Origin of the sequence: Rhizobium nepotum 39/7 (assembly GCF_000949865.1) — a bacterium.
In the GTDB taxonomy this organism is placed as follows: Bacteria; Pseudomonadota; Alphaproteobacteria; order Rhizobiales; family Rhizobiaceae; genus Agrobacterium; species Agrobacterium nepotum.
Genome location: NZ_JWJH01000013.1, coordinates 64,262 through 89,393, shown reverse-complemented (window position 1 = coordinate 89,393; position 25,132 = coordinate 64,262). Strand labels below are relative to the sequence as shown.

20 protein-coding genes are annotated in these 25,132 nt (G+C 60.2%); 11 read left to right on the top strand and 9 right to left on the bottom strand.

Going from position 1 to position 25,132, the window contains the following annotated elements; translation table 11 throughout:
- Positions 1 to 30: 30 nt before the first annotated feature.
- Positions 31 to 2,355: an EAL domain-containing protein gene (locus RS75_RS15205; protein WP_045021874.1), complete on the bottom strand. Its 2,325-nt coding sequence runs from the start codon at positions 2,353 to 2,355 to the stop codon at positions 31 to 33.
- A 347-nt stretch (positions 2,356 to 2,702) separates the two neighbouring features.
- Here RS75_RS15205 and RS75_RS15200 point away from each other — a divergent pair, with 347 nt between their 5' ends.
- Positions 2,703 to 4,061 (top strand): amidase, encoded by a 1,359-nt coding sequence (locus tag RS75_RS15200; RefSeq protein WP_045021873.1) that lies wholly within the window; start codon positions 2,703 to 2,705, stop codon positions 4,059 to 4,061.
- Between the two features lie 43 nt (positions 4,062 to 4,104).
- Here the strand turns inward: RS75_RS15200 and RS75_RS15195 are convergent, their stop codons facing one another.
- The 3 genes from RS75_RS15195 to RS75_RS15185 are packed head-to-tail and all read right to left on the bottom strand — an operon-like array spanning position 4,105 to position 7,118.
- Complete coding sequence (locus tag RS75_RS15195) at positions 4,105 to 4,746, bottom strand: ThuA domain-containing protein (RefSeq protein WP_003510737.1); 642 nt, start codon at positions 4,744 to 4,746, stop codon at positions 4,105 to 4,107.
- Positions 4,747 to 4,763: 17 nt separating this feature from the next.
- On the bottom strand, positions 4,764 to 5,864 hold the full coding sequence (locus tag RS75_RS15190) for a Gfo/Idh/MocA family protein (RefSeq protein WP_045021872.1): 1,101 nt from the start codon (positions 5,862 to 5,864) through the stop codon (positions 4,764 to 4,766).
- A 54-nt stretch (positions 5,865 to 5,918) separates the two neighbouring features.
- Positions 5,919 to 7,118, bottom strand: a complete 1,200-nt coding sequence (locus RS75_RS15185; RefSeq protein WP_045021871.1) for an ROK family transcriptional regulator — start codon at positions 7,116 to 7,118, stop codon at positions 5,919 to 5,921.
- A gap of 196 nt (positions 7,119 to 7,314) precedes the next feature.
- Here RS75_RS15185 and RS75_RS15180 point away from each other — a divergent pair, with 196 nt between their 5' ends.
- From RS75_RS15180 to RS75_RS15155, 6 genes are all read left to right on the top strand, one after another.
- Positions 7,315 to 8,616 (top strand): ABC transporter substrate-binding protein, encoded by a 1,302-nt coding sequence (locus RS75_RS15180; RefSeq protein WP_045021870.1) that lies wholly within the window; start codon positions 7,315 to 7,317, stop codon positions 8,614 to 8,616.
- Positions 8,617 to 8,686: 70 nt separating this feature from the next.
- Complete coding sequence (locus RS75_RS15175; protein WP_045021869.1) at positions 8,687 to 9,622, top strand: carbohydrate ABC transporter permease; 936 nt, start codon at positions 8,687 to 8,689, stop codon at positions 9,620 to 9,622.
- Positions 9,615 to 10,463, top strand: coding sequence for a carbohydrate ABC transporter permease (locus RS75_RS15170; RefSeq protein ID WP_045021868.1), 849 nt, complete (start codon positions 9,615 to 9,617; stop codon positions 10,461 to 10,463). Before RS75_RS15175 ends, RS75_RS15170 begins: the two co-directional genes overlap by 8 nt.
- A gap of 17 nt (positions 10,464 to 10,480) precedes the next feature.
- Positions 10,481 to 11,554, top strand: a complete 1,074-nt coding sequence (locus tag RS75_RS15165; protein WP_045021867.1) for an ABC transporter ATP-binding protein — start codon at positions 10,481 to 10,483, stop codon at positions 11,552 to 11,554.
- Positions 11,555 to 11,702: 148 nt separating this feature from the next.
- Positions 11,703 to 12,755: a sugar phosphate isomerase/epimerase family protein gene (locus RS75_RS15160; protein ID WP_045021866.1), complete on the top strand. Its 1,053-nt coding sequence runs from the start codon at positions 11,703 to 11,705 to the stop codon at positions 12,753 to 12,755.
- Positions 12,756 to 12,826: 71 nt separating this feature from the next.
- On the top strand, positions 12,827 to 14,014 hold the full coding sequence (locus tag RS75_RS15155) for a Gfo/Idh/MocA family protein (RefSeq protein ID WP_045021865.1): 1,188 nt from the start codon (positions 12,827 to 12,829) through the stop codon (positions 14,012 to 14,014).
- A gap of 243 nt (positions 14,015 to 14,257) precedes the next feature.
- Here RS75_RS15155 and RS75_RS15150 read toward each other — a convergent pair whose 3' ends face one another.
- The 3 genes from RS75_RS15150 to RS75_RS15140 all read right to left on the bottom strand — a co-directional run bounded on the left by RS75_RS15150 (position 14,258) and on the right by RS75_RS15140 (position 16,253).
- Positions 14,258 to 14,506, bottom strand: coding sequence for a hypothetical protein (locus RS75_RS15150; protein WP_045021864.1), 249 nt, complete (start codon positions 14,504 to 14,506; stop codon positions 14,258 to 14,260).
- Positions 14,507 to 14,623: 117 nt separating this feature from the next.
- Positions 14,624 to 15,895, bottom strand: a complete 1,272-nt coding sequence (locus RS75_RS15145; protein WP_045021863.1) for a glycerate kinase type-2 family protein — start codon at positions 15,893 to 15,895, stop codon at positions 14,624 to 14,626.
- Between the two features lie 4 nt (positions 15,896 to 15,899).
- Positions 15,900 to 16,253, bottom strand: a complete 354-nt coding sequence (locus tag RS75_RS15140; RefSeq protein WP_045021862.1) for a DUF1304 domain-containing protein — start codon at positions 16,251 to 16,253, stop codon at positions 15,900 to 15,902.
- Between the two features lie 231 nt (positions 16,254 to 16,484).
- Between RS75_RS15140 and RS75_RS15135 the strand changes: the two genes are divergently transcribed.
- Genes RS75_RS15135 through RS75_RS15125 form a run of 3 tightly spaced genes read left to right on the top strand, consistent with a single transcriptional unit; the run spans position 16,485 to position 21,953 of the window.
- Positions 16,485 to 17,249, top strand: coding sequence for an ImuA family protein (locus RS75_RS15135; RefSeq protein WP_045021861.1), 765 nt, complete (start codon positions 16,485 to 16,487; stop codon positions 17,247 to 17,249).
- A complete protein-coding gene (locus RS75_RS15130) occupies positions 17,164 to 18,681 on the top strand; it encodes a Y-family DNA polymerase (protein WP_045021860.1) in 1,518 nt (505 codons plus the stop codon). The genes RS75_RS15135 and RS75_RS15130 overlap by 86 nt, the downstream gene beginning before the upstream one ends.
- Positions 18,678 to 21,953, top strand: coding sequence for an error-prone DNA polymerase (locus tag RS75_RS15125; RefSeq protein WP_045021859.1), 3,276 nt, complete (start codon positions 18,678 to 18,680; stop codon positions 21,951 to 21,953). Before RS75_RS15130 ends, RS75_RS15125 begins: the two co-directional genes overlap by 4 nt.
- 13 nt (positions 21,954 to 21,966) lie before the next feature.
- Here RS75_RS15125 and RS75_RS15120 read toward each other — a convergent pair whose 3' ends face one another.
- On the bottom strand, positions 21,967 to 22,905 hold the full coding sequence (locus RS75_RS15120) for an AraC family transcriptional regulator (protein WP_045021858.1): 939 nt from the start codon (positions 22,903 to 22,905) through the stop codon (positions 21,967 to 21,969).
- Between the two features lie 181 nt (positions 22,906 to 23,086).
- On the opposite strand from RS75_RS15120, the gene RS75_RS15115 reads away from it, so the two are divergent.
- Entirely contained in the window at positions 23,087 to 24,304 is a 1,218-nt protein-coding gene (locus RS75_RS15115; protein ID WP_045021921.1) for an MFS transporter, read from the top strand.
- A gap of 80 nt (positions 24,305 to 24,384) precedes the next feature.
- On the opposite strand, the gene RS75_RS15110 is transcribed toward RS75_RS15115, so the two are convergent.
- Complete coding sequence (locus RS75_RS15110; protein WP_045021857.1) at positions 24,385 to 25,119, bottom strand: FadR/GntR family transcriptional regulator; 735 nt, start codon at positions 25,117 to 25,119, stop codon at positions 24,385 to 24,387.
- Between the last annotated feature and the right edge of the window lie 13 nt (positions 25,120 to 25,132).

The window sequence follows — 25,132 nt, the reverse complement described above, 5'->3', positions numbered from 1 at the left end:
TTATGTCCTCTTGGCTGGCGGGCCGGTTTCTCAAATCGCTTTTTGTGGCGGATAATAGGTTTCCTGCATCGGTAGACCGGCGTCGTGAGGCGACTGCTCCTCGTTTCCGGTCTGAGCGATGACGGTACGGTTCTTGAATATCCGGGCAAGCGGCGCCGGCTCGGCGAAATAATAACCCTGCGCCTCGTCGCATCCGGAAAGCTTCAGCGCCTCGACCTGTTCCTTGTTTTCCACGCCTTCGGCGGTGACCTTCAGGCCGATCTGTTCCGCCATGTCGATGATGGTATTGACGATAGCCGAGCACATCGGGTTTTCCGGCAGGCCGGAAACGAATTCACGGTCGATCTTGATCTTGTCGAAGGCAACATGGGTCAGCGTGCTCAAGCCGGCATAACCGGTGCCGAAATCGTCGAGTACGAGGCGGACGCCTCTTTCCTTCAGTAATTTCAGAGCCCTGGCGCTGCTGTCGCGTTCCAGCATCGCGGTTTCGGTCACTTCCAGTTCCAGTCGCTCTGCCGGAAAGCCGGATGTTTCAAGCGCCTTGCCGACGATCGGAACAATATCGTCATTGTAAAGCTGCACGGCGGAAAGATTGACGGCGAGCCGGATATCCTTCGGCCAGGTCATGGCGTCCATGCAGGCCTGCGCCAGAACCCATTCGCCCAAAGGCTTGATGAAATTGTTTTCTTCGGCAAGCGAGATGAAACGGTCCGGCGTGATGATGCCGAGCTTGCTGTGCCGCCAGCGGGCAAGGGCCTCGTAAGCGACGATGCGGCCGCTCTGCAAGTTGACCACAGGCTGGTAATGCAGTTCGAATTCGTGGTTTTCGAGGGCGGATTTCATGTCTATTTCGAGCGCGTGCTTATGTTGCGCCGCCATGTCCATGCCGGGCTCGTAAAAGACGAAGAAGCCACATCCCATGGATTTCGCCCGGTAGAGGCCGAGATCCGCATGTTGCAGAAGTTGGGTGCCGGAAGTACCGTGATCGGGTGCGCAGGCGATGCCGATGCTGGTATCGACGCTGATATGGCTGCCTTCGAGGCCGAAGCTGCGCGAAACCGCATGCACAACCCGCTTTGCCAGCGCGCCCGCATCCTCCCGACAATCGTCGGTCACCGATTGTATGATCGCGAATTCATCGCCGCCGAGCCTGCTTACCATGTCGTTTTCACCGAGCACGGAGGAAATCCGCGAGGCCACGGCTACAAGCAGCGCGTCGCCGGCCGCATGTCCCAGCGTATCGTTGACGGCCTTGAACCGGTCGAGGTCGAGCAGCATGACGTTGAACGGCTGGCCGGAGGTGGAAAGAAGTTCGAGACGGTTTTCCAGCGTCTTCATCAGCAACACGCGGTTGGGAAGTCCGGTCAGCGCATCGTGATGGGCCATATGTTCCAGCTGCTGCGCCATGTCGCGTATCTGCCGGAGGCGTCCGCGTTCCAGAACCGCCTCCCGCAGCGTTTCGATGGCGGTGGCCATGTCGCCGATTTCGTCCCGTCGCTCCTGAAACGGTGTGACGACATCGGTTTCCTCGCGGGCTATCCTGAGTGTCGCCTGTACCAGAGCCGGAACCGGTTTCAGAAAGTGTCTGGCGATCAGCGTCACGAGGACGCCGGTGACGGTCAGAACCACGATCAGGGCGACGAGCGAATTGTAGATCAGCTTGCGCTGCGCGCCATAGAGCGCATCCGAACCGCCGATGCTGACGGCGACCGCGCCAATCGGTTTTTTCGTTTCCGTACTGATGATCGGCAGCAGGCCGATAAAGTGACTGGAATCGCCAATCGTCGCAAAGCCGGTAGCGAAACGCGCGGCGACCGCGTCTCTGGAGAAGATGGGATCGGTGGCGATCGGTTTTTCGTCGTCGTCGGTGGCGTTGTCGAAGGCCGCCGCGATTTGACGGAAGCCGGAATCGGTCTCGTCGTAACGGAAAAGCCAAACGGCGTTCTTGGTCTGCGCGCCGATGAGGGCGAGAACGTCGCTGGGGTTGAAGCCGGTAACGAGAATGGATGCGTCGTCGCCAATCGGCTTGTCGGTCAATATGCCGTTCACCTGTCCGTCCGTGTCGGCGGTGACGCTGACATAGGTATAGATGCTGCGCAGGGTGGCGCTAGCAATCTGCGAATTGACGCGGGCTTGGTTGAGCCATTGCTCGCTGGCGGCGGCAACGAACATGTACCAGCCGACGAGCGCACCAATGCTGTAGGAAAAGATCACGCCGCCCAGAAATATCATGGTTATCTTGCTGGCGAGCGAACGCCGCCGCGAAAATCGGCCTGTTGCCGGCTGCGTCGTTGAGTGAAGCGTTTGGCCGGCTTCAACCTGTCTATCTATCCCCCGATAGGCAGTCTCTTCCATTCGCGATATTCCCCCGCGATGTCGCGTTATGATTGTTTTATGGAATTTTTATAGGGCATGTATTTCAGCGATGTCTGCTAAATAATTCAACAAAGTTTAGATGCGATTAAGAATTAATCCGTCTTTTTATAGTCGTCGCTTATATAAGGTGCGGCGTACCTATACCTTAGGTTGAAAAATCAGGTCGTGCGAAACGGGAGGCAGACGCCGGCTTCGCAGATGCTTTATGGCCTCCTCTGCGCGCTCCCCAAACCAGTTTCCGGCTGTAAAGGTTGTGGCCATTGGCCTTGCCAAGCGGCCGATAACCGGCATGTTGTGTGCAACATACCGGTTTCAAGGAACATATCATGGCTCACACGGGCAAAAACATCGCGCAGCTTTCCACTCTCATCCAGAGCGGCCATCTCGATCCGCGCGCGCTGGCGGAGGAGACGCTCGATGCAATCGGAAAATCGGAAGATGGAGCGATCTTTGTCGGTCTGACGGCGGCGCGGGCCATGGCGGAGGCGGAAGGTGCCTCGAAACGCATTCGCGAGGGCCGTTCCTGTGGCGTGCTCGACGGCATTCCGGTGGCCTGGAAAGATCTTTTCGATCTTGAAGGCACAGTGACCACCGCCGGATCGACGGTGCTGTCGGACGATGCGCCCGCGTCCCGTGACGCGGATGTGGTAACAGCGCTGAAGGAGGCTGGAATGGTCTGCGTCGGTCGCACCAATATGAGCGAATTCGCTTTTTCCGGCCTCGGTATCAACCCGCATTACGGCACGCCGCGCAATCCCGCCTCCACGGACGGCCATCGGCTGCCGGGCGGTTCTTCCTCCGGCGCGGGCGTTGTGGTTGCCGCTGGTCTGGTTCCGGTGGCGATCGGTACGGATACCGGCGGATCGGTGCGCATTCCCGCCGCCTTCAACGGCGTGGTGGGTTACAAGGCAAGCCGTGGCCGTTATTCGATGCGCGGCGTTTATCCGCTTTCGAAAAGCCTCGATTCACTCGGGCCACTCACCCGCACCGTGCAGGACGCCGTGTGGGTGGATGCCGCCATGCGCGGCAAGACCGCTGCCGATGCGATGCGTGCGCCGTTGTCCGGCCTGTCGCTGGTCGTGCCGGAAACGGTGTTTTTCGACGGCATTGAGGAGGGTGTCGCCGTCGCGTTCGAGCAGGCGGTGGAACGCCTTTCCCGCGCCGGTGCTTCGGTCCGGCGGCAGGAATTTCCGATCTTTTCGCAATTGTTCGATCTCATCAAGGAAAAGGGTGCGCTGGTGACGGCGGAAGCCTTCGCCCTGCACAAAGGGCGGCTGGAAGGTGCGGATGCCGCGCGCATGGATCCGCGCGTGGTCGCCCGAACCAGACTCGGTGCGAATATCTCCATGCCGGATTACATCGCCATTATCGAGGCGCGCGAACGCATGACAGCGGCTTTTTCGGGCATGATCGGCAAGAACGAGTTGCTGGTGTCGCCGACACTGCCGCATGCCGCGCCCAAGGTCGCGCCGCTTGTCGAGAATGACGAGGCTTTCTTCGCCATGAATGCAAAGACCCTGCGCAACACCCAGATCGGCAATTTTTTCGATCTCTGCGGCGTTTCCATACCCTGCGGCACCGGTGAGGCGGGAATGCCCGTTGGCCTGCTGCTTTCAGGCCTGCACGGCACGGATGACCATGTTTTGGGCGCGGCGATGGCTGCGGAAGAGATCGTTCGGGGTTGATGAAGGAAAAGGCGGCCTTGTTTGGCCGCCTCCACCTATAGTCTCATCGCGCCGCCCAGTTGGCGCCGCGGCGGAACATGGTCTTCATTTGCGGTACGGAAAATTCCTTGGCCTGATGGCCGAGCGCCGAATAGAAGACGCGGCCCTTGCCGTATTTGCGTTTCCAGACCACCGGCATCACCACGCCGTCTATCCACCAGGCGTGGTCGCCGGTGAATTTTGTCGTTGCCAGCACCTCGTTGGAGGGGTCGACATGCATGTAATATTGCTCCGACGTGTAGGGGAAATCGGAAATTCCCTCCATCAGCGGGTCATCGGGACGGGTGATGTTGACGTGATAGTCGATGATATTGCCGGGATGGGCGACCCATTGTCCGCCGATCATGAACTGGTATTCGACGCAGTCACGGAAACTGTCGCCAGCGCCGCCGTGAAAGCCGGCGATGCCGACGCCGTTTTCCACTGCGGCGGTGAGGTTCTTGATCTCTTCCTTTTCGATCTTCGACATGGTGACGATCGGCACGACAAGGCTCAGATCATGCACGGAAGGATCGGCGAAAGCCTCCGTGCTGTGCTCCACATAGACCTTGAAGCCATCCTCTTCCAATATGTCCTTGACGATGGTGGCGCATTCCTGCGGTTCGTGGCCGCTCCAGCCGCCCCAGACGATGAGTGCTTCGCGCATTTATTTCCTCCTCGGGATTATTTGCCGAGCTGGCCGTCGACCAGCGAAGTTTCAAGGGGAGCAGGGCGCTCCACCTCGGTGGTGATGGAAATGGTGGCGCCGCTGTCCGATGCCGTCTGGAAGGCTTCCATGACCTCCAGCACATGCAGGGCAAGATCGCCATTGGCGCGGTGCGGGCGGTTTTCGCGGATCGCATGGGCCATGTCCGCGACGCCGATGGAGCGGTAATTGCCATCGGCATAGGGCGACGACAGCGCCTGCGGCTCGAACTGGCCGCCCTTCTTCAGCAGTTGCACCTCGCCGCCGAAATGGTTCGGATCAGGCACGATCAACGTGCCCTCCGTGCCGTAGATTTCCAGCGGCACATGTTTGTGGCCGGCCACATCGAAGCTCATGCCCACCTGCACCACGGCTCCATTCTGGAAAGCCAGTACGCCGGAAACATGCGTGGCGACATGGACGGGGATTTTCTCGCCGTTCTTCGGCTCGCTGGTGATGAGGCGTTCGTTGCGCGGCGCAAAGGCGAAACCCGCCACCTTGGCGACCGGGCCGAACAGGTTGACGAGATCGGTGATGTAATAGGGTCCCATATCCAGCATCGGCCCGCCGCCGACTTCGTAATAAAAGGCGGGGTTGGGATGCCAGCGCTCATGGCCGGGGCACATGAAGGTGGCAGTTCCGCCGACGGGCTGACCCAGCACACCCTCGTCGATCAGCCGGCGCGCGGTCTGGTGGCCGCCACCGAGGAAAGTGTCCGGGGCCGAGCCGATGCGCAGGCCCTTCGCCTTTGCCGCATCCGCAAGGCGTTTGCCTTCCGCGAAATTGATGCCGAGCGGTTTTTCCGAATAGGCGTGTTTGCCAGCCTCGAGCGCGCGCAGACCCACCTCCACATGCGCCTTGGGGATCGTCAGGTTGACGATGATTTCCACGGAGGGATCGGCCAGCAATGCGTCGATGCTTTTTGCCTGAAGGCCAAATTCGTCCGCCCGCGCCTTCGCGGCCTCCTCGTTCATATCCGCCAGTCCGCGAATATCGAGAATGGGAAACGACGCCATTGCCTTGAGATAGGCGCTGGAGATGTTGCCGCAGCCGATGATGCCGATACCGACCTTGTTCATGTGATTTCCTCCCGTAAATCAGAAATGTCGAAGTCTGCTTCCTAGCCGTGTCGGCTAGAGCGCTGGCCCCGTTGTGTTCCATGGTGATTCGTAAAGTTCGTAAAGTGCGACGGCCGCAGCCCCCTGCGCCCATAATTCATCGCTCGCAACGTCAAAAACCAGTTCGGCGACGCCGGCCAGCGATGGCGGCACGGCGGCGTTGTAACTGTTGCGAATGGCGGCAATGAAGGGCTCACCGAGTTCGAGGCTGGAGCCGGTGATAATGACCCGTGGCGGCGCAAACAGCGTGACGATATTGGCAAGCGTCAGGCCGAGCGCGGCACCGGCGCGCAAAGCCGCCGTGATCAGATCGTTGTCCTCTGCCGCAATCAACGCATGTGCATGTTGCATGCCACGACCAAGCCGGATCGCCTCGGCAAAACGCCCGTCCACCGGGCGGGTACCGAGAATGGCATTTTCGCCTGCCTGGCTCGCCAGCCGCACGGTTCCTTCGCTGGCAAGGCCGATCACGAGATCGCCGAGATTGTGGCTGAGGCCGCCAGCGCCGCGAAACAGCTGGTTCTGATGCAGCACGCCAAGCCCAAGCGTCTGCTCGAGCGAGATCAGTACCATGTCTTCCAGATCGCGCGCATGGCCGAACCAGTGGTGGGCGAGCGTGATGGCGTGGGCGTCGCTTTCGATGATGGTGGGCGAATTCAGCCGCGCCGTCATTTCCTCTGCGAAATCGACGTTCACTTCGCGCAGGATGGGACTGCTGCGGATCCTGCCGGTGCGGTGTTCGATGACGCCGGGCAGGCCAAGACAGACCATGTCCACATCTTCCAGGGAAAGCCCGGCATCGACCACGCAGCGCCGTACCCCGTCTTCCACCAGATCGGCAATGACGCCGATCGGCTGGCGGTCTACACGGATCGGTAGCGCGAGCGTGGACAGCACGTTGCCGCAGAAATCGGTGACCACGAAGACCATGCGGCTTGCCGCGATCTTGGCGCCCACCACGCGGGCTGCATCCGGGTTCAACTCCAGCATCACGCGTGGCCTGCCGCGCGCGCCCTCGGTGCGGATGTCCCCGAGATGTCGGGTGAGAATAAGCCCGTCGTCCAGCAGCGATGCGGTGATCGCCGAAACGGTGGTGGTGGAAAGTTGCGTTCTTTCGCTGATCTCCACCCGGGAGATCGGTCCGTGGCGGCGGATGCTGTCCAGCACGCTCAGCCTGTTGATCGCGCGCATCAGTTCTGGGTCTGCGGTCTTCATGGGGTCCTGCTGCGATCAATGCCGGTTCGAAAACCGATTTATGTCGGAATACGGATTAAATAACGGTGTAGGGGAGGGGTGTGTCAAGCCATTCGCGCAAAAAATCGGCACGGTGCCTTGACAATGTGCGAGGGCTAATGTGAATTAATCCGCATTGGGGAATAAATGAGGAAATCCCCGAGGGAGGATCACGATCATGACCATTAGGCACGCAGGCGCAAGCCTGAGCGGCAGGCTGATAGGCTTTGCCACAACGACAAGCATTGCTCTCATGCTCGGCGCAGCAAGCGCCTCGGCCGCAACGGTCGTTAAATGGATGCATGTGGAGCTGGACCCGAAATCCGTGGCTGTCTGGGAGGAGATCGCCAAGGAATACGAGGCCAAGCATCCGGGTGTGGATGTGCAGTTGCAGTTTCTTGAAAACGAAGCATTCAAGGCAAAATTGCCCACCCTGCTGCAATCCAACGACGTTCCCGATTTCTTTTACAGCTGGGGTGGCGGCGTTCTTGAGGAACAGTCCAAAACCGGTGCGCTGAAGGACCTGACCGAGGTTTTCGATGCCGATGGCGGCAAGCTGCGCCAGGCCTATAGCGCGGCCGCAATCGATGGCCTGTCGTTTGACGGCAAGGTCTGGGCCGTGCCTTACCGCGTCAGCCTCGTCAGCTTTTTCTACAATAAGGCGCTGTTTTCCAAGGCCGGCGTGAAAGCCGAAGATATCAAGACCTGGGACGATCTCGGCACTACGGTCAAGAAAATCAAGGAAGCGGGCATCGTTCCGATTGCCGGTGGTGGCGGTGAAAAATGGCCGATCCACTTCTACTGGAGCTATCTCGTCATGCGCAATGGCGGGCAGGCCGTGTTCGATGCCGCCCGCAAGGGCGAGGGCGAAGGTTTCATGGATCCGGCTATCATCAAGGCGGGCGAGCAACTGGCCGAATTCGGCAAGCTCGAACCCTTCCAGCCCGGTTATCTCGGCTCCACCTGGCCGCAGGCGCTTGGCGTCTTCGGTGACGGCAAGTCGGCGATGATCCTCGGTTTCGACAATACCGAAGCCAACCAGCGCAAGAATGCCGGTGACGGCAAGGGGCTGGCGCCTGAAAATATCGGACGCTTCGCATTTCCCGTCGTAGAGGGCGGTGCCGGCAAGGCCACCGATACGCTGGGCGGGCTGAACGGCTGGGCGGTTACGAAAAATGCCTCCAAGGAGGCGATCGATTTCGCGGCCTTCCTCACCAGCAAGGAAAGCGAAGAGAAATTGGCGGCTGCTGGCATGATCCTGCCGGTTGCGACCGGTGCTGCCGGTGCGGTCAAAAACCCGCTGCTGGCGGATTCGGCAAAGCAGCTTGCCGGCTCCACCTGGCACCAGAACTTCTTCGACCAGACGCTGGGGGCTGCCGTCGGCCGTGTCGTCAACGATGTCTCTGTCGAGATCGTCTCCGGTCAGATGACTGCGGAAGAGGGTGCCCAGCAAATTCAGGACGCTTTCGAGCTTCGCTGATCTTCGGTTCCATGACGGCGCCGCGCGGGACGCGGCGCCGCAGTATCTGCCTGAATGAAAGCGGATAGAGATGACGGATATTTCCATGACTTCTGCGTCCATACCGGCGCGCGCATCGAAGACGAAGCGCAAGCAAAGCTCGGTCGCACATGATCGGGCGCTGACCCTTCTGGTCTTCCTGCCGCCCGCGCTGTTGCTCTTTACCCTGTTCGTCATTCTGCCGATGGGCGAGGCGGCGTGGTACAGCCTTTACCGCTGGAACGGCTACGGCACACCGACCGATTTCGTCGGCTTGAAGAATTTTCAGGTGCTGTTCGGCAATGCCGCCTTTTCGCAGGCATTGATGAATAACGGCATCATCATCCTGATTTCCGTTCTGATCCAGATACCGCTGGCGATCTGGCTCGCCATGATGCTGGCGCACCGGCTTCCCGGCGTCGTCGCCTTCCGGCTGGTTTTTTTCCTGCCCTATGTTCTGGCGGATGTCGCAGCCGGTCTGATCTGGCGTTTCGTTTATGACGGCGATTACGGTCTGTTCGCGGCCATCTCCAATTTCTTCGGTTTCGCCAACCCTTATGTGCTAGCCGACAAGGACGTCGCGATCTACGCGGTGCTTGGCGTCATCGTCTGGAAATATTTCGGTTTCCACATGATGCTGTTTATTGCCGGCCTTCAATCCGTCGACAAGAACGTGCTGGAAGCGGCCGAAATCGATGGTGCTTCCGGCTGGCAGAAGTTCCGCTACGTGACACTGCCGATGCTCGGTTCCACGGTGCGCCTGTCCGTCTTCTTCGCGGTGATCGGCTCGTTGCAGTTGTTCGACATGATCATGCCGCTGACCGGCGGTGGCCCGTCCAATTCCACGCAGACCATGGTCACCTTCCTCTACACCTACGGCGTCATGCGCATGCAGGTGGGGCTTGGCAGCGCGGTCGGCGTCGTTCTCTTCGTCATCTGCGTAACGCTTGCCTTCGGTTACAAAAGGATTTTCATGCGCCATGACTGATACATCCACTTCCGTCCGCATGCCGCTGCAAACGAAGCTTTATCTTTACATATCGCTGAGCCTGATCGCGGCTATTGTGCTCATCCCGCTGTTCACCACGGCGCTTGGCGGCTTCAAGACGCTGGGGGACCTGCGCGTCAATCCGTTCGGCGTGCCGGCCGAATGGCAATGGGCGAATTACGGCGACATCCTCTTCGGCAAGCGCTACTGGCTGCAAATCTTCAATTCGCTTGTCATCGCGCTGTTGACGGTGTTCCTGACGCTGACCGTCTCGGCCATGGCCGCCTTTACCTTCGCGCATGTGAAATTCTTCGGCTCGTCTTTCCTGCTGAATTATTTCCTGCTCGGGCTGATGTTCCCGGCGGCGACCGCCATCCTGCCGCTGTTCATCCGCATCCGCGATCTCGGCCTGCTCGATACCTATTGGGGCGTAGTGTTGCCGCAGGTGGCCTTCGGGCTTGGCATGAGCATTCTTCTGTTCCGCAATTACTTCCGCAATCTGCCGGATGAACTGTTTCAGGCCGCCTTCGTGGATGGCTGCGGTTATCTGCGGTTCTTCTGGCATATTTCCATGCCGCTTTCGCGGCCCATCGTGGCCACCGTCGGCATCGTGTCTTTCGTCGGCAGCTGGAACAGCTACATCCTGCCGCTGATCATGCTGAATTCGGAATCGAAATATCCCTGGCCGCTCGGCATCATGGTGTATCGCGGCGAATTCGGCACGGAATGGCAGCTCGTGCTCGCCTTTATCACGCTGACGATCCTGCCGACCGTCATCGTCTTCTTCCTCGCACAGAAACACATCATCGCGGGCCTGACGGCCGGTGCCGTCAAATCGTGACTTGAAAGGAGCAAAACATGGCTTCCGTCGAACTTAGGGATATCCGCAAGTCCTATGCCGCGCTCGATGTCATTCACGGCATCTCGCTCGATATTACGGATGGCGAATTCATCGCGCTGGTCGGGCCTTCGGGCTGCGGCAAGTCCACCCTGCTGCGCATGATCGCCGGGCTGGAGGAAATCACCGATGGGGACATCCTCATCGGCGGCACCGTCGTCAACGACATGACGCCGCGCGAGCGCAACATCGCCATGGTTTTCCAGTCCTATGCGCTTTATCCACATATGACAGTTGCCGAGAATATGGGCTTCAACCTGAAGCTTGCCGGCCAGCCGAAAAACGTCATTGATGAGCGCGTGGCGGAAGCCGCCCGCATGCTTGATCTCGGTCAGCTTCTGGACCGCAAGCCCTCGCAGCTTTCCGGCGGCCAGCGCCAGCGTGTCGCCATGGGCCGCGCCGTGGTACGCAACCCGGCCGTCTTCCTGTTCGATGAGCCGCTGTCCAACCTCGACGCCAAGCTTCGCGTGCAGATGCGCAGCGAAATCAAGGCATTGCACCAGAAAGTTGGTACGACCTCCATCTACGTCACCCATGACCAGATCGAGGCGATGACGCTGGCGGACCGGGTGGTAGTGCTCAATCACGGTCGCATCGAACAGCAGGGCACGCCGCTCGAACTCTATAAGACGCCGGCCAATCTCTTCGTTGCCGCCTTCATCGGCTCGCCGGCCATGAACCTCATCGAAGGCATGGTTGACGGTGAGGGCGATCAGCCTGCTGCACGACTGAAGGACGGAACCGCGATCCGTATTGCCGCTTCCAGAAAGGTCAAGCGCGGCCAGCCTGTCACGATTGGCTTGAGACCGGAACATATCGGTTCGACCGTCGGCGGCGATATTTCGCTCTCCGGCAGGACGGTGCTGGTGGAGCCGACAGGCGCGCAGACACATGTGGTCTTCGAATTGGCTGGCGATCAGGTGACGGCGGTGGTGGATGGCGAGCAGCCGGTCAGGGTCAACACCCCCTTTGCCGCCACCGTTCACCACGAGCGTGTGCATGTATTCGACAGGGCAAGCGGTCTGGCGCTTTAGCCGCCTTTCGCTTTTTAAGTAAAATAGCGAAATTCTCTCGTCCCGCCGACTTTTGGGGCTTGTATGAAAACGACGAGTGGTTAGCTTGGCAAATTGGGAGCCAAAGCGGTTTTACCGCTGAACTGTATCGATACAGGAGGATATTTTTATGAAGACGATCAAGGGACCGGGTCTTTTTCTCGGTCAGTTTGCAGGGGATGCGGCGCCTTTCAATACATGGGATGGCATCACCAAATGGGCGGCGGAAAAAGGTTATGCCGGCGTGCAGGTGCCCACCTGGGCCGGACAGTTGATCGATCTGAAAAAAGCCGCCGAATCCAAGGATTATTGCGACGAGTTCGCCGGCGTCGCGCGTCAGAACGGCGTCGAGGTGACCGAGCTTTCCACCCATTTGCAGGGCCAGCTGGTTGCCGTTCACCCGGCCTATGACGAAGCTTTCGATGGTTTTGCTGCACCCGAAGTGCGCGGCAATCCGAAGGCGCGGCAGCAATGGGCGGTGGAGCAGGTGAAGCTTGCGCTGAAAGCCTCGAGAAATCTCGGCATCAACGCACATGCGACCTTTTCGGGCGCGCTTGCCTGGCCCTTCATCTATCCGTGGCCGCAGCGTCCGGCCGGTCTGGTGGAAACCGCTTTCGACGAACTGGCGAAACGCTGGACGCCGATCCTCGATTATGCCGATGAGCAGGGCGTCGATGTCTGCTACGAAATTCATCCCGGCGAGGATCTGCACGATGGCGTGACTTTCGAGATGTTCCTGGAGCGTGTGAAGAACCACAAGCGCGCCAACATGCTCTACGACCCGTCGCATTACGTGCTGCAATGCCTCGATTATCTCGACAATATCGACATCTACAAAGACCGCATCAAGATGTTCCACGTCAAGGACGCGGAGTTTAACCCGACCGGTCGCCAAGGTGTTTATGGCGGTTATCAGGGTTGGGTCAACCGCGCGGGCCGTTTCCGCTCGCTGGGTGACGGGCAGGTGGATTTCGGTGCCGTCTTCTCGAAAATGGCGGCCAATGATTTTGATGGCTGGGCCGTGGTCGAGTGGGAATGCGCGCTGAAACATCCTGAAGACGGCGCCCGGGAAGGGGCCGAGTTCGTCAAACACCATATCATCCGCGTCACGGAAAAAGCCTTTGATGATTTTGCATCTGGTGGCACCGACGACGCGGCCAACCGCCGTATGCTTGGGCTTTGAAAGCATTTCCAGAAAAAATGTGAAGCGGTTTTCCCTCAGGAAATGCGCTTAGAAAATGCTGAGGAGACATTATGGCTATTGAAGGAAAAACAACCGACAAGGCGAACACGCGGATTCGCCTGGGCATGGTCGGTGGCGGTTCGGGTGCATTTATCGGTGGCGTTCACCGCATGGCGGCGCGGCTCGACAACCGCTTCGATCTCGTGGCTGGGGCTTTGTCCTCGACACCGGAAAAATCCCTCGCCTCCGGCCGTGAGCTTGGGCTTGATCCAGAGCGTTGCTATGGCTCGTTTGAAGAGATGGCCGAGAAGGAAGCGCTTCGCGAGGATGGTATCGAGGCGGTGGCGATCGTCACGCCCAACCATGTGCATTATCCGGCCGCGAAGGCGTTTCTGGAACGCGGCATCCATGTCATCTGCGACAAGCCGCTGACCTCCAATCTGGAGGATGCCAAAAAGCTGAAGGACGTGGCGGACAAGGCCGATGCGCTGTTCATCCTCACCCACAACTACACCGGTTATCCGATGGTGCGGCATGCGCGTGAACTGGTGGAAACCGGTGCGCTTGGGACTATCCGTCTGGTGCAGATGGAGTATCCGCAGGACTGGCTGACGGAAGCGGTGGAACAGACCGGCGCGAAACAGGCCGTCTGGCGTACCGATCCGGCACAATCCGGCGTTGGTGGCTCCACCGGCGATATCGGCACTCACGCCTATAATCTCGGCTGCTTCATTTCGGGTCTGGAAGCGGATGAGCTGGCGGCGGATGTGCACACCTTCGTCGAAGGCCGTCGTCTCGACGACAATGCGCATGTGATGCTGCGCTTCAAGGCCAGGGATGGTAAGCAGGCGGCCAAGGGGCTGCTCTGGTGCAGTCAGGTTGCCGTCGGTCATGAAAACGGGCTGAAAATCCGTATTTATGGCGACAAGGCCGGCATCGAGTGGACGCAGGCCGATCCAAACTATCTCTGGTTCACGAAGCTTGGCGAGCCGAAGCAGCTCATCACCCGCGGCGGCGCCGGGGCAGGGGCCGCAGCTGCACGCGTCACCCGCATTCCATCGGGCCATCCGGAAGGATATCTCGAAGCTTTCGCGACCATCTATACCGAAGCCGCCCATGCCATCGAGGCCCGCCGCACCGGTTCAGCACTGGACAAGGCGGTCATCTATCCGACCGTCGATGACGGCGTCAAAGGCGTTGCCTTCGTTACGGCGTGCATCGAATCGGGCAAGAAGAATGGCGGCTGGGTAAAGCTGTAAGACTGGACATGGCGTCGCGGCGCATTTCTTCTCCCCGGCGGGGGAGAAGGTGGCCCGAAGGGTCGGATGAGGGGGCAAGCTCTCGGTCTATCGCTGACGTCGCCCCCTCATCCCGCTGCCGCGACCTTCTCCCCGGCGGGGAGAAGAAACAAGCTGCACGCGCTTGCTTCTTCGTCATCGCTCTGCCCCAAGCTCAGGAAACATTGATCAAAGAACCCGGCCTGACACCACCTGACAACGTGATCAATTGACGCGTGTCGACTGCGCCTGCGCCCGTTCTGTCACGGGGCAACCGTCCTGGATTTTGGTCCAGGACGAGACGTTGAGCTTCATCTCGCAACGCGCGAGATAGGAGCCGCCATCGACCTTCAAGCAGGATGTCTGGCCGAGTTGGAACATGACACCGCGATTTCGGCATTTGCAATTGTGGGCATCCGCCAAAGTAGGAATCAGGGCCATGACCAGGCCAAATACGAGCACTCCAAGACGCATGGCTGAGGCTCCAAAGGATATACCGCCAGATTATACCTGTCCGATGGTATAGTCAAAACGGCCTCCCTCAATGATGCGCACACCGGGCGGCCATAGCAGGCTCAAACTCTCCCGCTTTCACCCGATCAAAATCGCCCTGATATCATTTACATTCGTCAGAGTCGGGCCTGTCACCACAAGGTCCCCAGCTGCCCTGAATGCGGTATAGCTGTCGTGGCTTACAAGCGACTGACGCGGGTCGACACCGGCATTGCGCATGCGGATAAGCGTATCCGGCGTCACCAGTGCGCCGGCCGCATCCTCCACGCCGTCTATGCCGTCGCTATCGCCGGCAATGGCCCAGATGCCGTCTGCACCCTTCAGCGTCAGCGCAAGGCTCAGCAGGAATTCCGTGTTGCGCCCGCCCTTGCCGGCTGGTCCCTTGCCGATCGTCACCGTGGTTTCGCCACCGGAAAGCAGTACCGCCGGACCTTTGATTGGCAGACCCTTGCGGCTGGCGGATAGCGCGATGCCGGCCATCACTGCACCAACGTCCCTGGATTCGCCTTCCAGCGCATCCCCGAGGATGAGCGGTGTAAGGCCGAGCTTCACCGCCTCGTCCGCCGCCGCCTGCAAGGCGAGCGAAGGGGCCGCGATCAGTCTGATATCCTCCTCGATATCGCCTGCCTTCGGGGTTTCCTCGCCTTTTTCCAGTACCTTGCGCACGTTCTCAGGAAGATCGAACCCGTAGCGGGAGATGATTTCCCGCACGGTGGCGATATCTGTCGGGTCGGCGACAGTCGGGCCGGAAGCGATTTCGGAGGGGTCATCGCCCGGCACGTCGGAAATCAGCAGCGAAACCACTCTGGCCGGTTTGGCGGCCAGTGCCAGCCGCCCGCCCTTGATGCGGGAGAGATGCTTGCGCACGGCGTTCATTTCGGAAATCGTAGCACCACTGGCAAGAAGGGCGCGGTTGACGGCCATCTTGTCCGCAAGCGTCATGCCTTCAGCGGGTGCGACCATCAGCGCCGAACCGCCGCCGGAAATCAGCGCGATCACCATGTCGTCGGCGGTCAATCCTTCAACGGCGGCAAGAATGCGTTTCGCCGCCTCCGCGCTCATGTCGTCGGGCACGGGGTGCGAGGCCTCGATAATCTCGATCCGTCCGGCCGGAACGGCATGGCCATAACGTGTCACCACGACACCGGAGAGATCGACATGCCCCCACGCGGCATCGAGCGCCGCTGCCATGGCGGCCGAGGCCTTGCCGGCGCCGACCACCACGCATCTGCCCTTGGGTGGCGAGGGGAGATGGTGTTTCAGCACCTTTGCGGGATCGGCGCTCGCGACGGCGCTCATGAAAATCCGGTTGAGGGCGTCTTTGGCGCGTTGGTCGTTCCATGCGGTCATAAGTTCATACTCCGACCCAGAGCAAGCCGAGCGCAAACAATGCCGGCAAGGCCTGAATGAACAGGATTTTCATATTGGCGGTGATGGCGCCAAAGACACCGGCAACCAAGACGCAAGTGAGGAAAAACACCTTGAAGCTCAGGCCCGCATCGCCTTGCGTCAGCCCGTAGATCAGCCCGGCCGCGAGAAAGCCGTTATAAAGCCCCTGATTGGCGGCAAGAACCTTCGTCTGCCTGGCGAAATCCGCCGAAAGACCGAAGGCCTTGCGTCCCGCCGGCTTTTCCCACAGCAGCATTTCCAGAATGACGATGTAGATATGAATAGCCGCAACCACGGCAATCAGAATGCTGGCGATCATGGGCGGCTTTCCTCCAAAAACCCTGAGGTCCTTGTGCGGCGGTTTCGTAAAAACACGAGGCGGCATAGGACAATTCCGTTTTAACGGCGGTACGCATGGCTGCAAGGCCATATTCCCACTCTTCCCGTGCAAACTGTTAAAGAGCGGCACGGCATTGCTTGACTCTTTGTTGAATTAAGAACAAAACAAGAACAATAGAATTGAAAATCTGGAATTGAAACCTGTCATGCCATGCAAAAGCGCGCGGAACAGTTGCTCGTTGTCGAAGAGCTGCGTGAAAGGCTGGAAAGGATCGGTGGCGGGCCTGCCCGCCTGCACGAGGCCTTGCCTTTCGGTGTGGATGCCATCGACCATCATTTGCCGGGAGGCGGGCTGAAGCTCGGCTGTTTGCATGAGGTGAGCGGCGGCGGCAATGGCGCCGCCGATGGTGCGGCGGCGGCCCTTTTTGCGACAGGCGTCGCGTCGCGTCTTTCCGGCAAGGTTTTATGGTGCGTCACCCGGCGGGATTTGTTCATGCCGGGATTGGCGCAGGCGGGCCTGTCGCAGAACCGTGTGATCATCGTCGAATGCCGCGATGAAAAAGGCGTGCTCGACTGTTTCGAGGAGGGGCTGCGCTGCAACGGTTTCGGTGCGGTGATGGGTGAACTTGCGAAGTTGCCGATGAATGCCTCGCGGCGGCTGCAACTGGCGGCGGAAACTTCCGGTGTGACAGGCATCGCCATCCGCCGCTTCCGGCGCGTGGCCGATGCGGCGCTGTTCGGCGAGCCGACGGCGGCCGTCACGCGCTGGCGCGTCTCCGTCCGGCCCTCCTCAGCCCTGCCGGTGCCGGGGGTGGGCAGGCCGCGCTGGTTTCTGGAGCTTCTGCGGTGTCGCGGCGGCGAAAGTGCTGAATTTGAAGTGGAAGCCTGTGATGCAAAGGGTCGTCTCGCTTTACCTGCCGACATGGCCGACGGATCGCTACCGGCGTCTTTCGGGGCAGAACGCGCCGCCGGTTGAAAAGCCGCTGGTCATGATCGGCCGTCAGGGCAGCCGCCGTCTGGTGCTGGCGCTCGACAAGGCTGCAAGGGCGGCAGGCATCCGGCCCGGCACACCCGTCAGCAAGGCGCAGGCGCTGGTGCCGGGTCTCGTCGTCGAAAATCTTGATGCGGCGGCGGATGCCCGTGCTCTGCAACAGCTCGCCTTTCATTTCCTGCGTATCTATGCCCCCATCGTCGCCGCCGATCCGCCGGACGGGCTGGTGCTGGACACGGCTGGTGCCGATCATCTGCACGGCAATGAAACGTTGATGCTGAGCGGCATGGTCAACCGCCTGCATGCCGCAGGTTTCGCCGCCCGTGCCGCCATTGCCGATAGCTGGGGTGCCGCCCATGCGCTCGCCCGTTTCGGCCGTGAAGAAATCAACATCGTGCCGCCGGGTGGCCAGCGGGCGGTGATCAGCGCTTTGCCGCTGGCGGCACTGCGGCTGGAGGAGCGCACGGTTTCGGGGTTGAAGGTGCTGGGTTTTCGCACCATCGGTGAGCTTGCCGAGGCTCCGCGCGCGCCGCTTACCCTACGTTTCGGCCCGGAAGTGGTCAGGCGTCTGGCGCAGGCTTTCGGCGAGGCTGGCGAGCCCATCGAGCCGGTGCGCATCGCCGAACTGGTGGAGGTGCGCCGTGCTTTTCCCGAACCGATCGCGGCGGCCGAGACGATTGCCCGCTATACGCAAAAGCTGGTTGCGGAGCTTTGCACAGCACTGGAAATGCGCGGCCTCGGCGCCCGCCGTGTCGATCTGGTGCTGCACCGGGTGGATAGCGGCTTGCAGGCGATACGGGCAGGCACCTCCAGACCGGTGCGCGATGTCAAACAACTGGTCCGGCTCCTGACCGACCGTATCGATACCATCGATCCCGGTTTCGGCATCGAGATGATGGTGCTGAGCGCCACCCATGCGGAGCCGCTTGTGGCCGCGCAGGCGCGTTCCTCGCTTCTGGATGAAGACCGTGCTGAGGTTGCCGATACGGTCGATGTCATCCTCAATCGTGGCCACAGGGTCTATCGTTACGCGGCGGTGGCAAGCGACGTGCCAGAGCGTTCCGTTGCCCGCGTTGCAGCGCAGGCATCAGAGGATATGCTCGGCTGGCCCGGTCATTGGCCACGTCCGGTGCGGCTTTTCGCAAGGCCGGAACCCATAGAGACGCTGGCGCTTTTACCGGACCATCCGCCACGTTATTTCATCTGGAAAGGCGTGCGCCATAATGTCCGCCGCGCCGACGGGCCGGAACGGGTTTTCGGTGAGTGGTGGAAGCGAGACCGGGAAAAGGCCGCCGTGCGCGATTATTTCACGGTGGAAAATGAAAGCGGCGAACGCTTCTGGATTTTCCGCTCCGGTGACGGGGAACATGCGGAAACCGGCTCCCAGGGCTGGTTCATCCACGGAGTGTTTGCATGAGCACGCCTCGTTATGCCGAACTTCAGGTGACCACGCATTTCTCCTTCCTGCGCGGTGCCAGCTCCTGCGACGAACTGTTCGAACAGGCAAAAAATCTCGGCATCGAGGCGCTGGGCATCGTGGATCGCAACAGCCTTGCGGCCATTCCCCGTGCTTACGAGGCGGCGAGCAATCACGGCATCCGGCTCGTCATCGGTTGCCGGCTCGATCTGGATGATGATCTTTCCGTGCTGGTCTACCCCATGGATCGCCCGGCTTACGGGCGGCTTTGCCGGTTGCTTTCTGTTGGCAAGAAAAGGGGCGGCAAGGGCAAGTGCCGGCTGACATGGGATGATCTTGTCACCTATGGCGAAGGCCTGATCGTGGTGCTGCTCGCCGATCTTGCGGACGACATCTGCGCCCTGCGCCTGCGCCGATTGAGGGCGGCTTTTGCGGATCGTGCCTATATGGCGCTCAGCCTGCGCCGACGCCCCAATGACCAGATGCGGCTTTTCGAATTGTCGAACATGGCTGAAGCCGCTGATGTGCCGACGGTGGTCACCAATGACGTGCTGTTTCATGTGCCGGAGCGGCGCATGCTGCAGGATGTCGTTACCTGCATCCGGCACAATTGCACCATCGACGAGGCGGGTTTCCGGCGCGAGCGGCATGCCGACCGCTATATGAAACCGCCACAGGAGATGCACCGGTTGTTTGCCCGCTACCCGGAAGCGCTGGCCCGCAGCCTCGAAATCACCAGACGCTGCACCTTTTCGCTGAAGGAACTGGTCTATCAATATCCCGAAGAGCGCACCCAACCGGGGCTGACGGCGCAGCAGGCGCTGGAAAAGCTGGTCTGGGAGGCGGCGCCGGGGCGTTATCCGCATGGCCTGCCGGAAAAGGTCGAGAAAGCCCTGCATCACGAACTGGGGCTGATCGGTAGGCTGGAATATGCACCCTATTTTTTGACGGTGAACGCCATCGTCCAATTTGCGCGCGGGGAGGATATTCTCTGTCAGGGTCGCGGCTCGGCCGCCAATTCGGTGGTGTGTTACGTGCTCGGCATCACCGCCATCGATCCCATGACGGTCGATCTTCTGTTCGAACGTTTCGTGTCGGAAGAACGGCGCGAACCGCCGGATATCGACGTGGATTTCGAACATCAGCGGCGCGAGGAGGTCATCCAGTGGGTCTATAATACCTATGGCCATGACAAGGCAGCGCTCTGTTCTGTCGTTACCCGTTATCGGGGACGCGGGGCGTTGCGCGATGTCGGCAAGGTTCTGGGCCTGCCGGAAGATTTGACCAAACTTCTGTCCTCGCAGGTCTGGCGCTGGAGCGAGGGGGTGGATGAAAAGCAGGTAAAGGAACTGAACCTCAATATGGAGGATCGCCGCCTGAAGCTCGCCTTCGAGCTGGCCAACCAGCTTGTCGGCACGCCGCGCCACCACAGCCAGCATCCGGGCGGCTTCGTCCTAACCCACGACCGGCTGGACGAGCTGGTGCCGATCGAACCCGCCGCCATGGAAGACCGGCAGATCATCGAATGGGACAAGGACGATATCGATATCGTCAAATTCATGAAGATGGATTGCCTGGCGCTCGGTATGCTCTCCTGCATGAAACGCGGTTTCAATATGCTGGAGGCGCGGACGGGAGTGAAATACGATCTAGCTACTGTGCCGCCGGATGACGACCCCACTTATTTGATGATTCAAAAGGCCGACACACTGGGTACGTTCCAGATCGAAAGCCGGGCGCAGATGTCGATGCTGCCACGCCTGAGACCTGCAAAATTCTACGATCTCGTCATTCAGGTCGCCATCGTTCGCCCCGGCCCCATTCAGGGCGATATGGTCCACCCCTATCTACGCCGCCGTGATAAAAAAGAGGATGAGCATTACCCGAAAGAAGAACTGAGAGGCGTGCTGGGCAAAACGCTGGGCGTGCCGCTGTTTCAGGAACAGGCCATGCGCGTCGCCATCGAATGCGCCGGGTTTTCACCCGGCAAGGCGGATCAATTGCGCCGGGCCATGGCCACCTTCAAGAATGTCGGTACCATCTCCAAATTCAGGCAGGATCTGATCGATGGCATGGTGGAGCGCGGTTATGAGCAAGAATTCGCCGAGCGTATCTTCAAGCAGCTGGAAGGTTTCGGCAGCTATGGTTTTCCCGAAAGCCATGCGGCCTCCTTCGCGCTGATCGCTTATGCCTCTTCATGGCTGAAGTGCCATCACCCCGATATTTTCTGCGTGGCACTTCTCAATTCGCAGCCCATGGGTTTTTACGCCCCGGCGCAGATCGTGCGCGATGCGCGTGATCATGGCGTGGAGGTGCGCCCGGTCTGCATCAACAAAAGCCGCTTCGATTGCACGCTGGAACCCACGGGCAAAAAAGATGACAAGGGCGACGAGCGTTTTGCCGTGCGGCTCGGCATGTGCATGGTGCAAGGGCTATCCAATAAGCATACCGCCGATATCGTCAATTCCCGGCAGGATCGCGATTTCGTCTCCGTGGATGATCTCTGGCGAAGGGCGGGCGTTCCGGCCTCAGCGCTGGTGTGTCTCGCCGAAGCCGATGCTTTTCTGCCCTCGCTCTCGCTTTCCAGACGAGAGGCATTGTGGGCCATCAAGGCGTTACGGGATGAGCCGCTGCCGCTTTTTGCCGCTGCCGCCAGCCGGGAAAATGCCACTGTGGCCGAACTCGACGAGCCTTCCGTCGCGCTGCGCCCCATGACGGATGGCGGCGAGGTGGTGCAGGATTACGGCCATGTGGGACTGACCCTGCGCGAACACCCCATGTCCTTCCTGCGACGCGATCTTTCCCGCCGTCGTATCCTGACCTGCGCGGAGGCGGTGCGCGCTCGTGATGGCACATGGCTGGAAACGGCGGGTCTGGTGCTGGTGCGCCAGCGTCCCGGCTCGGCAAAGGGCGTGATTTTCATGACGATCGAGGATGAGACGGGCATTGCCAATGCGGTCCTGTGGGTCAAGACCTTTGAAAAATACCGCCGCGTGGTGTTGTCCGCCGGCATGGTCGGTATTTACGGCAAGATCCAGCGGGAAGGCGAGGTGGTGCATCTGGTCGCCCACCGGTTGACCGATCTGTCAGAGGCGCTGGCAAGTGTCGGCGAGCGAAACCGCGCCTTTCCCCTGCCGCATGGACGTGGCGACGATTTCCGCCACGGGGTTCCGCCGGAAGACCGTCGTGACATGAAAAAACATCCGCCGCCTGCTGTTCATGATGACGATGAGGTGGAGCGGATAAAGGTCATTTCACGCAATTTCCACTGAGAGACATTCCCTCCTATGCCGCATCCTCCAGCCCGGCCATCTCCCTCTTGCGGAACTGGCTGGGCGGAGCGCCGATCACGCGTTTGAAGGCGCGGCTGAAGGAGGCTTCGGAATCATAGCCGAGTTTTTCCGCCGCCAGCGTCACGCGCATACCCTCGCGCAGCCACAGCCGTGCCTGATGCATGCGAATGCGCACCACATAACGGGCAGGGCTTTCGCCCACCACACGGGTGAAACGTTCCGCGAAACTCGAGCGGGATGCACCCATCAGGGAGGCAAGCTCCTCCACGCTCCAGTCTTTCTCGGGGGTAAGATGGATTGCAGCCAGCACCCGCCCGAGTTCGGGATTGCGCACGGCGGCAAGCCAGCCGCTGGAATCGCCACAGCCATATTCTACCCAGGTGCGGATCAGCGTTGCCGTCAGCACATCTGCAAGCCGTGCCAGAATGCCGCCAGCACCAACGCGGTTCAGTTCCACCTCGCGGGCCATGGCCTCCAGCAGATGCGGAATGGCCGGGTCGCTTTTGGCCAGATCGCTGGTCAGCATCACATCCGGCATCAGCTGCAACAGCGGATGCAGATTATCCATGTTGAAACGCATGGACGCGGTAAACGCCAACGTGTCGCCGCCCGCACCGGCACATTCCATGTCGAAAATACCCTGACACACTTCCTTCTTGCCAAACCGGTCGAAAAGGGCAGGCGTCACATCCTCGCCGCTTCCCAGCACATGGGCATGACCGCGGGGCAGAAGCACCGCATCGCCGCATGTCAGCGTCAGCCATTCCCCGGAAGGTTTGCGCAGTTTCGCCTGTCCGACGCCGATGAAATGAAACCGCGCCGCCTCCTGTTCGGGAAAGGCCGTGGCCCAGGGTGTCGCCATGCGGCAGCGGCCGTATTCCACGCCGTCAAGCCGCAAACCGCGCAGCATTTCCGTCAGGGCATCGTTCATGGCATCTCGCAAATTCGGACGTTTAGTTAAGGAATATGGATTTTCTAGCATGGAAACGCCGGCCTGTCACGCGTAGCTTGCAGGTATCGATTTGGAGGTGACGAACCGGGCTCCCACCAGATTCGTCGCTTTGTCATTCCGTTTCAGGGTGCATTCCCAGAATGCGCATCAGGAGATTTTCGTGAACAACCGGACAATCAACGAACTTGAATATGTGCCGCGCACCAAGGAACCGGATGCGAAGTGGGCCGCTGTGGTTTCGCTTTCGCTCGGCGTCTTCGGGTTGGTAACGGCGGAATTTCTGCCGGTCAGCCTTCTGACGCCGTTGTCGGCCGATCTTTCCATCAGCTCCGGTCTTGCCGGGCAATCCATCACCGTTACTGCGCTAGTCGCAGCAGTTGCCGGTCCCGGCGTTGTCATCGGCACGCGCAGTATCGATCGCCGCTGGACCCTGCTCGGTCTGACTACGTTGCTGATCATCTCCAGTGCTCTTGCCGCCTTTGCCAACGGTCTTTTCATGTTGTTCGCATCGCGCGTTCTGCTCGGCATCGGCCTTGGCGGTTTCTGGGCCATGTCGGCGGCGCTGGCGTTGAGGCTCGTGCCGCTCGATAAGATGCCGCGCGCCATGGCCATCATCCTCACCGGCGTTTCGGTCGCCACCGTCTGCGCGGCACCTGTCGGAGCGTGGCTTGGGGCTACTCTCGGCTGGCGGTCGGCCTTCGTCGTTGCCGGCGTGCTCGGCGTCCTCGCACTTCTCGTGCAATTGCTGACCATTCCTTCGCTGCCGCCTGCCGGTGCGCCCGGTCTTTCCACCATGTTCCGGCTGTTGCAGCGCCCACAGGTCAGGATCGGTCTTCTGACGACGCTGCTGATCGTCGCAGGGCACTTTGCTGGTTTCACCTATGTCCGTCCGTTTCTGGAAAACGTGCCGCAGCTTGGCGTCGAGGCAATCTCGCTTGTTCTTCTGGTCTACGGTATCGGCGGTTTCTTCGGCAATCTCTTCGGCGGTTTCCTCGCCGAGAAAAACACGGCATGGGCGGTGACATTCGCCGCTACGCTGATTGCCGCATCCGCTTCTGTTCTGGTGATTGCGGGTGCATCTCCCGTCGTTGCGGGCGTTGCCATCGCTTCATGGGGTTTCGCCTTCGGCGCACTTCCGGTCAGCGTGCAGAGCTTCATCACGAGGGTTGCCTCTGACGAGGCCGAAAGCGCCGGCGCGTTGTTGCTCACCACCTTCCAGATCGCCATTTCCAGCGGTGCGATTCTGGGCGGGTTGCTGATCGACCTTCATGGCGCAACCATGGTCTTCGTCTTCGTGGCGATCGCAGCGCTCCTCGGCGCATCGCTCATGGCGTCGCGCCGTGGCGTGGTGCCGCAGGTCGAGGCGTCGCAGGGGTAAGATGCTTGCCGAGAGAAAAGGGCCCGCATTCGTGCGGGCCTGAACTTATGGCGAAAGGAGAGATCTTTATCTTTTCACCTTCAGGGAGTCTTGATTGCCTTCCACGTCCGGTCCTTGCCGACTTCGATCACATGGCGCATGGCCTTGACGGCGGCATCGGCATCACGTGCGGCGATGGCGTGCACGATGCGCAGATGGTTGGCGGCGATCTCGGCGATCGTTCCAGGCGACGAGGCCGGGGACGAAAGCTGGAAGGAGATGGCGAGTGCTGCTTCGATAAGGCCGCTCGCCGAACGCATGAACGGGTTGCCGGACATATGCGCTACGGCAAGGTGGAATTCGAGGTCGACCTTGGCGATGGTTTCCGGCGTATGCTGCGGATTGTCGAACTTGGCGACGATGACGTAAAGGGAAACGATATCGTCATTCGAGGCCTGCAAGGCGGCTGCGGCAGCCGCTGCCGGCTCGAGCGCGAGGCGGATTTCCGCCAGATGCGTGACGAATTCCTGGTCTATTCCGGCTTCGCAGCGCCAGCCCAGCACATCCGGGTCGAAGAAATTCCAGCTCGAACGGTCGAGAACGCGGGTGCCGACCTTGGCCTTGGGTTCAACCAACCGCTTGGCCGCCAGTGTCTTCATCGTCTCGCGCAGCACGGTGCGCGAAACCCCGAAACGCAAAGAAAGCTCGGCATCATTGGGTAGCAGGGAACCTTCCGCAATCTTGCCCGAGACGATGGCGCTGCCGAGTTCGGACACCACATGCGCGTGGCTGTTTCGGCGTTTTCGTCCGCTTATCGTCGTTTCGAGCAACCCCAATAAAGCCTCCGTT

What these genes read in the sequence shown, in the direction of transcription:
- RS75_RS15205 (WP_045021874.1), bottom strand. Translation starts at nt 2,355, where the DNA reads ATGGAAGAGACTGCCTATCGGGGGATAGATAGACAGGTTGAAGCCGGC.
- RS75_RS15200 (WP_045021873.1), top strand. Translation starts at nt 2,703, where the DNA reads ATGGCTCACACGGGCAAAAACATCGCGCAGCTTTCCACTCTCATCCAG.
- RS75_RS15195 (WP_003510737.1), bottom strand. Translation starts at nt 4,746, where the DNA reads ATGCGCGAAGCACTCATCGTCTGGGGCGGCTGGAGCGGCCACGAACCG.
- RS75_RS15190 (WP_045021872.1), bottom strand. Translation starts at nt 5,864, where the DNA reads ATGAACAAGGTCGGTATCGGCATCATCGGCTGCGGCAACATCTCCAGC.
- RS75_RS15185 (WP_045021871.1), bottom strand. Translation starts at nt 7,118, where the DNA reads ATGAAGACCGCAGACCCAGAACTGATGCGCGCGATCAACAGGCTGAGC.
- RS75_RS15180 (WP_045021870.1), top strand. Translation starts at nt 7,315, where the DNA reads ATGACCATTAGGCACGCAGGCGCAAGCCTGAGCGGCAGGCTGATAGGC.
- RS75_RS15175 (WP_045021869.1), top strand. Translation starts at nt 8,687, where the DNA reads ATGACGGATATTTCCATGACTTCTGCGTCCATACCGGCGCGCGCATCG.
- RS75_RS15170 (WP_045021868.1), top strand. Translation starts at nt 9,615, where the DNA reads ATGACTGATACATCCACTTCCGTCCGCATGCCGCTGCAAACGAAGCTT.
- RS75_RS15165 (WP_045021867.1), top strand. Translation starts at nt 10,481, where the DNA reads ATGGCTTCCGTCGAACTTAGGGATATCCGCAAGTCCTATGCCGCGCTC.
- RS75_RS15160 (WP_045021866.1), top strand. Translation starts at nt 11,703, where the DNA reads ATGAAGACGATCAAGGGACCGGGTCTTTTTCTCGGTCAGTTTGCAGGG.
- RS75_RS15155 (WP_045021865.1), top strand. Translation starts at nt 12,827, where the DNA reads ATGGCTATTGAAGGAAAAACAACCGACAAGGCGAACACGCGGATTCGC.
- RS75_RS15150 (WP_045021864.1), bottom strand. Translation starts at nt 14,506, where the DNA reads ATGCGTCTTGGAGTGCTCGTATTTGGCCTGGTCATGGCCCTGATTCCT.
- RS75_RS15145 (WP_045021863.1), bottom strand. Translation starts at nt 15,895, where the DNA reads ATGACCGCATGGAACGACCAACGCGCCAAAGACGCCCTCAACCGGATT.
- RS75_RS15140 (WP_045021862.1), bottom strand. Translation starts at nt 16,253, where the DNA reads ATGATCGCCAGCATTCTGATTGCCGTGGTTGCGGCTATTCATATCTAC.
- RS75_RS15135 (WP_045021861.1), top strand. Translation starts at nt 16,485, where the DNA reads ATGCAAAAGCGCGCGGAACAGTTGCTCGTTGTCGAAGAGCTGCGTGAA.
- RS75_RS15130 (WP_045021860.1), top strand. Translation starts at nt 17,164, where the DNA reads ATGCAAAGGGTCGTCTCGCTTTACCTGCCGACATGGCCGACGGATCGC.
- RS75_RS15125 (WP_045021859.1), top strand. Translation starts at nt 18,678, where the DNA reads ATGAGCACGCCTCGTTATGCCGAACTTCAGGTGACCACGCATTTCTCC.
- RS75_RS15120 (WP_045021858.1), bottom strand. Translation starts at nt 22,905, where the DNA reads ATGAACGATGCCCTGACGGAAATGCTGCGCGGTTTGCGGCTTGACGGC.